This window comes from Paraliomyxa miuraensis (assembly GCF_026337845.1).
Lineage (GTDB): Bacteria > Myxococcota_A > Polyangia > Nannocystales > Nannocystaceae > Paraliomyxa > Paraliomyxa miuraensis.
Window position 1 is genome coordinate 156,583 of the sequence record NZ_JAOVZF010000163.1, and the last position, 12,546, is coordinate 169,128.

The 12,546-nt window shown below is 70.8% G+C and carries 10 protein-coding genes; 7 read left to right on the forward strand and 3 right to left on the reverse strand.

The features are described 5' to 3' along the window. Positions 1-2,883: a serine/threonine-protein kinase gene (locus OEB96_RS40825; protein WP_266222353.1), complete on the forward strand. Its 2,883-nt coding sequence runs from the start codon at positions 1-3 to the stop codon at positions 2,881-2,883. A gap of 1 nt (position 2,884) precedes the next feature. On the opposite strand, the gene OEB96_RS40830 is transcribed toward OEB96_RS40825, so the two are convergent. Continuing rightward, the gene (locus OEB96_RS40830) at positions 2,885-3,820 is read right to left on the reverse strand and encodes an alpha/beta hydrolase (protein ID WP_266222354.1); all 936 of its coding nucleotides are present in this window, start codon (positions 3,818-3,820) and stop codon (positions 2,885-2,887) included. 152 nt (positions 3,821-3,972) lie between these two features. Here OEB96_RS40830 and OEB96_RS40835 point away from each other — a divergent pair, with 152 nt between their 5' ends. The 6 genes from OEB96_RS40835 to OEB96_RS40860 are packed head-to-tail and all read left to right on the forward strand — an operon-like array spanning position 3,973 to position 9,479. Next, a complete protein-coding gene (locus OEB96_RS40835; RefSeq protein ID WP_266222355.1) occupies positions 3,973-5,136 on the forward strand; it encodes a beta-ketoacyl-ACP synthase in 1,164 nt (387 codons plus the stop codon). Next, positions 5,133-5,969, forward strand: coding sequence for a beta-ketoacyl synthase chain length factor (locus tag OEB96_RS40840; RefSeq protein WP_266222356.1), 837 nt, complete (start codon positions 5,133-5,135; stop codon positions 5,967-5,969). Before OEB96_RS40835 ends, OEB96_RS40840 begins: the two co-directional genes overlap by 4 nt. Then, a complete protein-coding gene (locus tag OEB96_RS40845; RefSeq protein WP_266222357.1) occupies positions 5,966-6,430 on the forward strand; it encodes an ApeP family dehydratase in 465 nt (154 codons plus the stop codon). The genes OEB96_RS40840 and OEB96_RS40845 overlap by 4 nt, the downstream gene beginning before the upstream one ends. Beyond that, positions 6,427-7,155 carry a 3-oxoacyl-ACP reductase FabG gene (gene fabG, locus OEB96_RS40850; protein ID WP_266222358.1) on the forward strand — a complete coding sequence of 243 codons (729 nt, stop codon included), beginning with the start codon at positions 6,427-6,429 and terminating at the stop codon, positions 7,153-7,155. The genes OEB96_RS40845 and fabG overlap by 4 nt, the downstream gene beginning before the upstream one ends. Then, the gene (locus OEB96_RS40855) at positions 7,152-8,384 is read left to right on the forward strand and encodes a beta-ketoacyl-ACP synthase (RefSeq protein ID WP_266222359.1); all 1,233 of its coding nucleotides are present in this window, start codon (positions 7,152-7,154) and stop codon (positions 8,382-8,384) included. The genes fabG and OEB96_RS40855 overlap by 4 nt, the downstream gene beginning before the upstream one ends. Positions 8,385-8,390: 6 nt before the next feature. After that, the gene (locus OEB96_RS40860; protein ID WP_266222360.1) at positions 8,391-9,479 is read left to right on the forward strand and encodes a methyltransferase; all 1,089 of its coding nucleotides are present in this window, start codon (positions 8,391-8,393) and stop codon (positions 9,477-9,479) included. An 18-nt stretch (positions 9,480-9,497) separates the two neighbouring features. On the opposite strand, the gene OEB96_RS40865 is transcribed toward OEB96_RS40860, so the two are convergent. Both OEB96_RS40865 and OEB96_RS40870 read right to left on the reverse strand, forming a co-directional pair. Beyond that, the gene (locus tag OEB96_RS40865) at positions 9,498-10,112 is read right to left on the reverse strand and encodes a DUF3261 domain-containing protein (protein WP_266222361.1); all 615 of its coding nucleotides are present in this window, start codon (positions 10,110-10,112) and stop codon (positions 9,498-9,500) included. Beyond that, positions 10,109-12,508: an MMPL family transporter gene (locus OEB96_RS40870; RefSeq protein WP_266222362.1), complete on the reverse strand. Its 2,400-nt coding sequence runs from the start codon at positions 12,506-12,508 to the stop codon at positions 10,109-10,111. Before OEB96_RS40870 ends, OEB96_RS40865 begins: the two co-directional genes overlap by 4 nt. Positions 12,509-12,546 lie beyond the last annotated feature (38 nt).

Genomic DNA, 12,546 nt, shown 5'->3' on the forward strand with positions numbered 1-12,546 from the left:
ATGTCCTCGACCGTCGAGCCCACCGGAGAGGTCACGGCCCTCGGGGCCGAGGGCGTGGGCGGCTCGCACGTGCTCGGCCGCGATCGCGTCATCGCGGAGCCCGTGCGCGGCACCTCGATCGGTCGCTACGTCGTGCTCGACCGGCTCGGCGTGGGGGGCATGGGCGTCGTGGTCCGAGGATTCGACCCCGAGCTCGACCGCAAGGTGGCGCTCAAGCTGCTGCGCTTCTTCGAGACGACAGAGGGCTCGGAGGAAGCCAAGACCTCCACCCAGAGCAGCCTGTTGCGCGAGGCGCAAGCGATGGCGCGCGTCCACCACCCCAATGTCGTCACCGTGCACGACGTTGGCGTGCACGACGGTCGAGTCTACGTGGCCATGGAGCTCGTCGAGGGACGCACCTTGCGGACCTGGCTCGCCGAGCAAGCGCGCCCGTGGCCGCAGGTGGTCGACGTGCTCGTACAGGCCGGCCAGGGTCTGCATGCCGCACATCAAGAGCACCTGGTACACCGCGACTTCAAGCCCGACAACGTGATGGTCTCCGATCGGGGGCGCGTGGTGGTGATGGACTTCGGCCTCGCCCGGGGTCGGGACGTCTCACCAGTCGAGCCCGAGGAAGCTTCACCACCGTCCGGAGCAGAGCCGAGCTCGGGCGAGCGCACGCATGCCGGCGCGCTCGTCGGGACTCCGGCCTACATGAGCCCCGAGCAGCTCGACGGTCGAGAGGCCACCGCACGAAGCGACCAGTTCGGCTTCTGTGTCACCATGTTCGAAGCGCTGTACGGCGAGCGACCATTTCGGGCCGATCACGCCATGGCGCTCCTGCTCGCGATCACCGAGGGTCGGATCGCGCCGATTTCCACCAGCACCCGCGTTCCCGCGTGGCTGCACCGCATCGTCCTGCGCGGCCTGGCCCGGAAACCCGAGGACCGCTGGCCCTCCATGGACGTGCTCCTGCACGCGTTGACCCACCCTCCGGGCCAGCGACGCCGTCGCATGCTCGGGCGCACGGCCGCCGGACTTGGCGTGGTCGGCTCGGCCATGCTCGCGGGCGTGCTCGCCCGGCGCCCCGACGATGTCTGCACCGGCGGCTCGGAGCGCCTCGAGGGGGTGTGGGACGCCGAGCGTCGCGACGAGCTGCGTAGCTCCATGAACGCGCTCGGGCAATCGTGGGCCAGCACCGTCGCCGCATCCGTGGCCGACGATCTCGACGCCTATGCGCGCGACTGGGCCGCCATGCACGACGATGCTTGTCGCGCGACGATGGTCGAGGGCACGCAGTCCTCGGAGGCCATGGATCTCCGCATGGCATGCCTCGAGCATGCTCGGGTCGAGCTGCGGGCGATCACCGAGCGGCTCGCGAGCGCCGACCTCGATGTGGCCCGCAACGCTCGTGCGATGCTGGGCAGCTTGCGACCCCTTGCCGGCTGTGCCGATCTCGCAGAGCTGCGCGCGGCGATCTCCATGCCGACCGAGCCCGAGGCGCGCCGCGAGCTCGAGTGGCTCCAGGTGGAGCTGGCCCGGATCCAGGCCACGGCCACGGCAGGAAAGCACGCCGAGGCCTTCGACGAGCTCGAGCGGATCCAGCACGGCGTGGACGCGATCGGATACCCGCCGTTGCGGGCCAGGTACCTGCGACTGCGCGGGAACAGCGAAGAGGCGCTCGGACGCTACGACGAGGCCAGGGCCGACACCGAGGAGGCGCTGTCCGTCGCCGTCATCCATGGCATGCACACCGAGACCATGGCCTGCGCCCAGTCGCTGGCACACACCATCGCCGAGGGGCAGCGACGTCCCGCAGAGGCGCTCGTCTACGCCAAGCTCGCCGTCGCGCTGGCCGAGCGGCCCGATGTGCCCTCGGGCTCGGCCCTCCGGTCGTTGCTGAGCATGGGGTTGGCGCAGCGGACCGCCGGGGACCTCGCAGCCGCCGAGGCGAGCCAGCGTCGAGCCCTCGAGCTCGATCCTGGCGACGATCCGCTGCTCACGCGTACCGCCCACAACAACCTGGGCAATACACTCGATGATCAAGGACGCTACGAGGAGGCGCTCGCCCACAAGCAGCGCGCGCTCGAGCTCTCCATCGCGGCGCTGGGCGCCGATCATCCAGATCAATCGCTCGCACTCGATGGCGTCGCCGGGACCTTGACCAACCTGCTGCGGTACGACGAGGCCGAGGCGAGCCTCCGGCGATCGCTCACGCTGGCCGAAGCCGCGTTCGGGTCCCGACACCCCTCGATTGCGCGGTCTCGCTTCAACCTCGCCACGGTGTTGGCCTCGACCGGCCGACTCGAGGCGGCCGAGACCGAGCTGAAGCAGGCGCTCGAACTCATCGAGTCGTCCTTGGGGCCCGATCACCCTCGTGCGGGCACGATCCACGGCAACCTCGCCCGCCTCACCTTGCTGCTCGATCGTCCGGCTGAGGCCGAGGCCCACGCACGACGGGCGCTGAGCATCGTGGCCGCCGCAATGGGTCCCGAGCACATCGAGCTCTCCATGATTCGGTCGCAGCTCGCCATGTGCCTCGAGGCGCAAGGGCGCTACGCGGAGGCCGAGATCGAGCGGATCGAGGCCCTCGGGATGCGCGAGAGCGTGCTACCGGCCGACCACCCCGAGCGGCTGACCAACCTCGTCTACCTCGGCAGGGACCTCGTCGAGCTCGGCCGTCCCGACGAGGCCGTGCCGCTGCTCGAGCAAGCCATCGAGGGGCAAGCACGGCGCTCCCCCCCGGACCCCGAGGTGCTGGCGGATGCTCGCTTCGAGCTCGCGCGTGCGCTGTGGACTCGTGAGCACGAGCGACCACGTGCGCGGAACCTCGCCGAGCAGGCGATCGGTGAGCATCCGGATGCCACCCGGCGCGAGACCATGCGGGCGTGGCTCGCCCGATGAGCTAATCGAGCTTGCCGAGCCCTCGCACCCACGCCAGGAACCGGGCCGGCCACGTCGACATCTGCGGCATGCGGCGCGGGTCGTCGGCCAGCCCTACCCCGTGGCGCCCGTCGTCGGAGAGGTGCAACCGGGTCGGGACCCCGTGCGCGACGAGGGCATCGTGGAGGAGCACCGAATTCTCGAACGGCACCTTGCGATCGCGGCGCGTGGTCACCACGAAGGTCGGCGCGGTGCTGGCCGTGATCTGGCGCTCGACCGACAGCGCCTGCACCAGCGACGGTGGGGGATCGGTCGCGCGCCCCAGCAGGTTGCGCACGCTCCGGCCGTGAGCGTGGGCGGGGTCGAGGGTCACGACCGGATACACCGAGGCCACGAAGTCGGGGCGGCACGACACTCCCGACAGCGCGTCCGATGGCAGCTCGATCGGCGTGGCCGGGCCGGGCTCCCCCGGCGCACCGCAGCGTGCGGCGAGGCTCGCCGCGAGGTGGCCACCCGCCGAGTAGCCGATCATGCCGATGCGATCGGGCGCGATGCCGAGCGCCTCGGCGCGTGACCGCACGATCTGAACCGCGCGCGCGCCGTCGGCCAGGAACGCCCGGTGATCGTAGCCACCCCACTCGCCCACGCGGTAGCGCACGATCACCGCGGTGATCCCTTGCTCCACGAGCCACCGCGCCGTGGGCTCTCCCTCGACCGGAATCCCGCCGTGGTGGCCGTAGCTGCCGCCCGAGGCAACGACGATCGCGGTGTCGGTCGCAATCGCAGGATCGGGCACGTAGAAGTAGAGCTGCGGACGGTCGTGCCAGCCCGAGCCCAGCGCTCCCGGAGCACCGCTGGGCCACAGCTCCTCGTGATGGCTCGCACCTCGTGGGCTTGGATGACAGCCCATCGCGAGACTGCCAGCCAGCGCAACGAGGCCCACGCGAACGAGCGACACGGGCGACACGGGCGACAAGAGTGCGTGCGTTCGACGACCCGGACAAGCCGAGCGACCGATCTGCGCAATGCACGCCAATTTGGCCCCAGCGCCGACTTCGGCCGGATGGAGGCCGATCCAGCCGGCTGACTTTTTCTGCTATCACGTGCCCGGTGAAGGTCGCGGTCACCGCCTACTGCGTCTGCAACGGACTGGGCAGGACGACCATGGAGGTTCTCGAGAACCTCCGCGCCGGGCGACACGGGCTGCGGCCATGCCCGCTGTCGGTGCCCTTCGAGATGATGTGCGGCGTGGTGCCGGATCCAGTACCGAGCTTGCCCGACCGCCACGCGCGACTGTCGGTGCGCCAGCTCGAGCTCGGATGGCTCGGCTATCAGGAGATCGCCCCCGCGGTCGCCGACGCCATCGAGCGCTTCGGGGCGCAGCGGGTGGGCGCGGCGCTGGGCACCAGCACCGGAGGCATCGCCCACACCGAGGAGGCGTACTTCGAGTGGCGCCGGACCTCGACCCTCCCGCCGCGCTACAACCTCCACGCCCACTCGTTTCACGCCATCGGGCGACTGCTGCGGGCAGAGGCCGGATGGCGCGGCCCCACCTACGTGGTCTCGACCGCGTGCTCGTCGAGCGCCAAGGTGTTCTCGTCGGCGCGACGCCTGCTGCGATCGGGCCGCTGCGATGCGGTGCTGGTGGGCGGCGTGGACAGCCTGGCCCTGACCACGGTGCGGGGGTTCCATGGTCTGAGCGCCTCGTCGGCCAGCCGCTGCCGTCCGTTCTCGGCCGAGCGCGACGGCATGAACGTGGGCGAGGGCGCGGCGTACGTGCTGCTCGAGCGCGACGGCCGAGCCCGCGCCTACCTGGCCGGGATCGGCGAGAGCAACGATGCCTTCCACATGTCGGCGCCCGATCCCGAGGGCCGCGGCGCAATCGCGGCCATGCGAGCCGCGCTGGCCGACGCCGGGCTCACGGCGAGCGACATCGACTACGTCAACGCCCACGGCACGGGCACGGTGCGCAACGACGTGGCCGAGGCCAAGGCGATCACCGAGGTGCTGGGCAAGTCGGTGCCGGTCGTCTCCACCAAGTCGTACACGGGGCACATGCTGGGCGCCGGCGGGGCCACCGAGGCCGTGTTCTCGCTCGTGGCCCTCGAGCAGCAGTGGATCCCCCAGAACCTCGCGCTCGATCCGGTCGATCCGGAGATCGAGCTCGACCTGCCCACGCAGCCGCAGCAGCGGCCCATCCGCCACGTGCTGTCCAACTCGTTCGCGTTCGGGGGCAGCAACGTGACGCTCGCCTTCAGCGGGGTCCCGGCATGAGCGCCTACGTGCTGGCGCAGGCCGCCTGGATGCCAGGACGGGCCGACGTGGACGCCGTGCTCGAGGACCGGGTGAGCGCCGAGGCCAAGCGCCCCGAGCTGCCGGGCTACCCGTCGCGGCTGATGCGAGGGACGAGCGTCGTCACCCGCATGAGCGCCTCCGTGGCCGCTCGCGCGCTGGCCCGAAGCGGTGTCGACCCCCGTACCATCCCGGCCGTGTTCGGCTCGGCCTACGGCGAGGTCTGCATCGCCATCGAGCAGCTCGAGATGATGGTGACCGGCGACGGGCAGGTCTCGCCCGCGCTGTTCAAGAACTCGGTGCACAACACGGGCGCGGGGGTGTTCTCCATCGCCCACGGCAACCACATCATGTCGACCAGCCTCGCGGCGGGTCCGCTGACCGTGGCCTACTCCATGCTCGAGGGGCACGGGATCCTCGACGAGGGAGCCTCTCACGTGCTCGTGGTGGTGGCCGACGAGGCACTCCCCGTGCCGCTGTCCGAGGTGGTGCAGTGGGAGTCGTTCGCCGCGGCGTGGGTCCTCGGCCGCGAGCCACCGCGCGACGCCGGTCCCGACGGTGAAGCCGGCGGTGAGGCAGGACCATGGATCCGCCTCGCCGCTCCCCAAGTGCACGAGGGGCCGCAGCAGGTCCCAGACGTCCGCGTTCCGCCCGGGCTCGCGGCGCATCCCTGCCGCAGCGCGCTCGACCTCCTCGCGGCGATCCACCGCCGCACGCCCGGCCTCGTGTCGCTGGGTCGAGAAGACGACGAGGCCTGGTCGATCGAGGTGTCCGTCGAGGGAAGAACGGTCGAGCGGGAGGGCACCGCGTCGTGAATCCGTTGCCCTCGCCGACCACGTGGCCCGACCCGCGGACGTTGCTCCCTCATGATGCGCCGCTGGTGTTCATCGAGCGGATCGTCGAGGCGGGCGAGGGCACCATCGCGTGCCGGGTGGTGCCCGGCACCATCGACGCCGAGTTCGCGGAGGATGGTGCGATCCCGGCCACCATGGGCGTGGAGTACATGGCCCAGGCCATCGGCGTGTATGCGAGCCTCCAGGCCGAGCCGGGGCGTCGCCGCGACATCGGCTACGTGATCTCGGTCCGCGACCTGAGCGTGAGCGTGACCGGCTTCGAGCTGGGCCGGCCGCTGATCGTTCGCGCGCGCTGGCAGTGGGGGCAGGATCGGCTCGGCCGCTTCCTGGTGTCGGTCGAGCGCGAGGACGCGCCCGATGGCGGCCCCCTCACGAGCGCCGTGATGAGCGTCTATCGTCCACCTCCCGAGGAACAGCCTTGAGCGCGACCAAGCCCCACGCCCTCGTCACCGGAGCCAGCCGCGGCATCGGAGCCGCCATCGCCCGGGCCCTGGCCTCCGCCGGATTCCCGGTGATCATCAACTACCGCGAGCGTCGCGAGCCGGCCCAAGAGGTCGCAACGGCGATCGCCGAGGCGGGCGGCACGGCCGAGCTGTGCCCCTTCGACGTTCGGGATGCACAGGCCTGCGAGGCCGCGCTGACGGAGCTGCTCACCAGCCGCACGATCGGCGTGATCGTCAACAACGCGGGCATCGTGCGCGACGGACCATTCCCCTCGATGGAGCGCGAGGCCTGGGAGTCGGTGACCCGCACCACGCTCGACGGCTTCTACAACGTCACGCGCCCGCTGGTGATGCCCATGGTGCGCGCCCGCTGGGGGCGGATCATCAACATCACCTCGGTCTCGGGGCTCATCGGGGTCCGCGGGCAAGCGAATTACTCGGCGGCCAAGGCCGGCCTCATCGGGGCGACGCGCTCGCTCGCCCAGGAGCTGGCCAAGCGCAAGATCACGGTCAACGCGGTGGCTCCCGGGCTCATCGAGACCGAGATGATCGCCGAGGTCCAGCGCGAGCACGTGCTCGAGCGAATCCCCGCGCGACGCCTCGGTCGCCCCGAGGAGGTGGCCGCACTGGTCCGCTTCCTGGCCAGCGACGAGGCCGCCTACATCACCGGACAGGTCATTGGAATCAACGGAGGACTCGCATGACGACACCGCGCGTAGTCATCACGGGGGTGGGGGTGGTCAGTCCCCTCGGATCCTCGCTGCCGGAGCTCACCACCGCGCTGCGAGACGGTCGCTCGGCCGTTCGCCCCATGCCACAGTGGGCGGAGATCGGGCAGCTCGGCTGTCGGGTGGCGGCCCCGGTGGAGGGGCTCGAGCTGGCCCGTCGCTGGCCTCGCAAGAAGTCGCGCACCCTGGGGCGCGTGGCGGGTCTGGCGGTGGTGGCCACCGAGGCGGCCGTGGCCGATGCGGGCCTGACCGAGGCGGATCTGCAGGGCGACGACGTGGGCCTGGCCTACGGCTCGACCCACGGCAGCTCCACCGAGCAGGAGCAGTTCTGCCGCGATCTGTTCGCCACCAACAGCCTGGCCAAGATCGCGTCGAGCACCTACCTCAAGTTCATGAGCCACACCTGTGCGGCCAACCTCGCGCTGTTCTTCGGGATCCGCGGGCGGGTGCTGTCGACCTCGGCCGCGTGCGTCAGCGCCAGCCAGGCGATCGGGGCCGGGTTCGAGTCGATCCGCTCGGGCGCGACCTCGGTGATGGTGTGCGGTGGATCCGAGGAGATGCACTTCATGCACGCGGGCGTGTTCGACGTGCTCTACGCGGCATCGACCAAGTACAACGACCGGCCCGAGCTGACCCCGCGACCGTTCGATCGCGATCGCGACGGCCTGGTGGTGGCCGAGGGCGCGGGGACCGTGGTGCTCGAGACCCTCGAGCACGCCCAGGCCCGCGGGGCCAGGATCCACGCCGAGCTGCTCGGCTACGGGACCACCTGCGACGGTACTCACCTGACCAATCCCTCGGTGGATGGGATGGCGCGGGCGCTCGAGCTGGCGCTGAAGGTCGCGCGGCTCGGCCCCAAGGACATCGACTACGTCAACGCCCACGCCACCGCGACGCAGGCCGGCGACATCTGCGAGAGTGCGGCCACCCTGCGCGCGCTGGGCAGCGAGACCCCCATCAGCTCCACCAAGGGCCAGACCGGCCACACGCTGGGGGCCTGCGGGTCGATCGAGCTGGCGCTGTGCCTGGCCATGATGAAGGAGGGCTTCATCGCGCCCACCCGCAACCTCGAGCACGTGGATCCCGAGTGTCGCGAGCTCGACTATGTGATGGGGGAGCCTCGAGCGGCTTCACTCGACACGGTCATGTCCAACAACTTCGCGTTCGGCGGGATCAACACGTCGCTCGTCATGCGGCGGATGTAGCGGCTCATGGGCGCCGACTCTTCCGATCGTCACGACAAGACCAGCGCGCGTGCAGCCGCCCAGGCGCTGGCGTTCGGCCCGCTGATGTTCCAGGCGGCGAGGGTGCTGCGCGACAGCGGAGCGCTGCGGGAGCTGTCGACCCGCGGGGAGAGCGGAGCGACCGAGGAGGAGCTCGCCGGGGTCACGGGCTTGTCGCTCTATGCGGTGCGGGTGCTGCTCGAGGCGGGACTGGTGGCGGAGATGCTCGAGCTGCACGAGCGGCGCTACCGGATCACGCTGCTCGGGCGGATGATCCAGCGCGATCGCATGACGCGCGTGAACATGGACTTCGTTCACGACGTTTGCTACCGCGCGGGCTTTCACCTCGAGGAGGCCTTGCGCGAGGGCAAGCCCGCCGGGCTGCGCGAGCTGGGGCCGTGGCCCACCGTCTACGAGGGGCTGCGGGAGCTGCCGCAGGACATCCGGCGCAGCTGGTTTGCGTTCGATCACTACTACTCCGATGCCTCGTTCTCCCGGGCGCTGGTGGAGGTGTTTCGGCACCGGCCCCGGCGACTGCTCGACGTGGGAGGCAACACCGGCAAGTGGGCGCTGCAGTGCTGTGCGCATGATCCCGAGGTGGAGGTCACGATCATGGACCTGCCCGGGCAGCTCGAGGATGCGCGGGGCAAGATCGCCGAGGCGGGCTTGCAAGCGCGCGTGCGGCTGCATGCGGGGAACCTGCTCGATCCGGGCGTGCCCATGCCGAGAGGCTCCGACGAGGCTGGCTTCGATGCGATCTGGATGAGCCAGTTCCTCGATTGCTTCGGCGAGGAGGAGATCCTGACGATCCTGCGCCGGGCCGCCACCGCGCTCGCCGAGGGCGGCCGGCTGCACGTGATGGAGACGTTCTGGGACCGCCAGCCCAACGAGACCGCGCGCTACTGCGTGGTGGGCACGTCGCTCTACTTCGCGGTCGTGGCCAACGGCAACAGCAAGATGTACCACTCCGAGCGGCTGCACGACCTACTGGAGCAGGCCGGCTTTCGGGTCGAGCACGAGGTGGACGGGCTCGGGTTCGGGCACACGCTGCTCACGGCGCGGCGCAGGGCTCGGTGATGGCAGACGACCCGGGCGCTACAGCACCTGGTAGTCGCTGGTGTCGAGCACCAGCCGGTACCCGAACCACCCGTTGTGAAGCTCGATGCTCGGCGGGCGCTCGCCCGGCACCCAGCCACCTTCGTAGCGCACCACGATCTCCCCCTTGGGCTGTCGATCCCGTCGCGCGTAGGTCCGCTCGTGCAGGCGTCCGCCCTCCCAGCGCTCGCGCACGATCTCGTCGTCGATGCGCTGCCGATGCCAGCCATCGTCACGCGGCCCGTCGGGCAGACCCTTGAGGAACACGCGCTGGACATCGAGCAGGATGAAGCGCGGATCGAACGGTAGGTCGCGCGGGATGAACTTCTCCACGCGCACCTCCTGCCCCTTTTGCTCGACCAGGAACGCACGCGAGCCATAGGGGGTGAGCGTCAGCACCATCAGCGTGTCGCCCTGCTTCTGCACCACCGCCTCGAATGCCACCTCGCGCTCGCCGTAGGAGCCCTCGGCGCGCTGGCGGAGCATGAAGTCGCGGGCGACCGAGGAGGGCTCGACCAGCTCGCCCGGGTAGCTGCCGGGCGGTGCCTTGGGGCGGCAGCCGACTGCGAGCAGCACGACCAGCCCCCACGCCAACCTCACGGTCGTTCGTCTCATCGCGCTCGCTCCTCTCGCCGCTCTCGCAGGGTGGCGGCCACCGGGGTGGTGATCAGCGCGCACAGCACCCCCACCGCCACCGAGCGCCCCACCGAGGCCAGCGCCGGATTGTCGCTCATGGCCAGGAGTCCAAACGACGAGATGGTGGTGATGCCAGCCAGGATCGAGCTGGCCAGGGTCACCGCGTGCTCGTCGAGCTCGCCGCGGCTCTCCACCATGAACACGCCGTAGTCGACGCCCATGCTGCACACGAGCAGCAGCGAGGCTCCATGCACGAGGTTGGCGCTGCCTTCGAGGCCACCGGTGACGCCGATGGCTCCCAGCGCGCCCGCGATCGCGGGCAGGAATGCGGCCAGGGTGGGCCGCCAGCGGCGGTAGTACCCGAAGATGATCGCGAGCACGGCGAGCAAGCCCACCGCCAGCATCTGGATCATCTCGATGCGGTAGCGGCCATACGCGCGATCGAGGAACTCCTGCTGGTCGAACAGCTCGACTCCAGGGATCCGCTGCACGGCCTCGCGCAGCGAGGCCGGCACGTCCCCCCGCAGCCACGTGACCACGACGACGCCCTGCCCCTCGGGCCCGCCCTCCTCCGCACCACCGAGCCGCAGCACGAACGGCTCGACCAGGGGCTCGAGCACCGTGCCCTGCAGGTCGGCCATCGTCAGCGGCTGCGGTGGCGACGACGACAGCTCGTCGAAGAACTGCCCGAACACCCCCGCGCGAAAGCCCTCGGCCTCGAACGCCGCGTCGAAGCGCTCGCGCACGCCGGGCTCGAGCCAGCGCTGCACGTTGTGCTGCTGCCACTGCGTCGAGGGCAGCCACGGCTGCACCGAGCGATACCCCGCGAGATCCCCGCTCCGCGCGGCCTCGTCGACCGCGGCGAACACCTGTTGATTGCGCTCGAGCGCCTGCGGCAGATCGTCGCCGCGCGCCAGCACCATCCGCGACATGTCGATGGCCCCGGTGCGCTCGCGAACGCGGGTGTCCTCGGCGAGTAGCTCGGCGTCGACCTCGTAGAGCGCCCGCAGGCCATCGGACCACTGCAGCGAGTAGAGCCCCCACGCGCCGGACAGCGCGATCGCGACGAACACCACCCAGGCCCGTGCCCCAAAGCGCTCCACGCGAGCGAGGATCCCCCGCGCGATCCCGACGACCCACCGATGCGCGCGGCGATCGGGCAACCGCGTCGCAAACGCAGGCACCAGCACCAGCGTGACCAGCAGGCTTCCGCCCACGCCCACCGCCCCGAACAGCGCCAGCTCGCGCATGCCCGGGAAGCTCGTGAGGCCCAGGCCCCCGAGCCCCACCACCGTGGTGGCCGCCCCGAGCAACAGGCCCGGCCGTACCCTGGCAACCACCTCGGCCGCCCCTCGCTCACCGCGAAGCCCGAGGTGGAACATCAGGTGAACGGCATAGTCCACGCCCACGCCGAGCAGCGCCGAGCCGAACGCCAGCGTCAGGCCATGCACTTGCTCGACGAGCAGGCTGCACCCCAGGATGCCCCCGCCCACGCCGAGCACCACCGGGGCGTAGGTCAGCACGATCGCCCGCAGCTGCCCAAAGACCACCAGGAACAGCAGGATGATGCTGATCGTCGAGATCGTGGAGACCCGCGTGACGTCGGCCACCGTGGCCCGCTCGGCCGCGATCGCAAACCGGCTCAGGCCGCTCTGGTGGAGCGTGGCACTGCCGTCCACCTCGGCCCGCACGGCATCCATCATGCGCGCGAGGTCGGCCTGGAACGCGGCCTGCGGCTCCGAGGCGAACGCCGAGCTGCGCGTGCGCACGAACAGCACGGCCGCGGTCTCGTTCTCGTTCTCGGCCGCGTTCTCGTTCTCGACCACGTGCTCGTTCTCGGCCGCGGCCGCGGTCCCACCAGCGGTGACCAGCTGCCCGTCCTGCAGATCGAGCGCCTGCCCGTCCCCCTCACGCAGGCCCTGGAGGAACCCGGTGAACAGCAGCAGCGGATCGCTCGGCGCCAGCTGACGCACCAGCGGCCCCTTGGGCCCTGCGAGCGCGCGCTGCAGGTCGGCCGCCGCCCGCCGCAGCCCCTCGTCGGTGAGGTCGGCACGCACGAGCGCCACGCGACGTGGAAAGTAGAGCTCGTGGACGGTGCTCTCGAGCGTCTCGTCGAGCCCGGTACGCAGCCACTCGACCTCGGGGTGCTGCTGCAGCGCCGCGGACAGGTGCTTGGCCGCCTCGACCGGCCGCTCGCCCTCCACCAGCAACACCGAGGTACGCGTGAGCGACGAGTCGGCCAGCGCGGCCGAGATCTCGCTGAGCTGACGATCGGCCTCGGTGGGGATGAAGTGCCGGATGTCGGTGACCACCCGCAGGCGCATGCCGGCCCACGTGCCCCACGAGAGCAGCACCGCCACGACCAGAAGCGCCATGATCCGAGCCCGGGGCGAGCCCGGGTCGCCGACGAACG

What these genes read in the sequence shown, in the direction of transcription:
- OEB96_RS40825 (WP_266222353.1), top strand. Translation starts at nt 1, where the DNA reads ATGTCCTCGACCGTCGAGCCCACCGGAGAGGTCACGGCCCTCGGGGCC.
- OEB96_RS40840 (WP_266222356.1), top strand. Translation starts at nt 5,133, where the DNA reads ATGAGCGCCTACGTGCTGGCGCAGGCCGCCTGGATGCCAGGACGGGCC.
- OEB96_RS40855 (WP_266222359.1), top strand. Translation starts at nt 7,152, where the DNA reads ATGACGACACCGCGCGTAGTCATCACGGGGGTGGGGGTGGTCAGTCCC.
- OEB96_RS40860 (WP_266222360.1), top strand. Translation starts at nt 8,391, where the DNA reads ATGGGCGCCGACTCTTCCGATCGTCACGACAAGACCAGCGCGCGTGCA.
- OEB96_RS40865 (WP_266222361.1), bottom strand. Translation starts at nt 10,112, where the DNA reads ATGAGACGAACGACCGTGAGGTTGGCGTGGGGGCTGGTCGTGCTGCTC.
- OEB96_RS40870 (WP_266222362.1), bottom strand. Translation starts at nt 12,508, where the DNA reads ATGGCGCTTCTGGTCGTGGCGGTGCTGCTCTCGTGGGGCACGTGGGCC.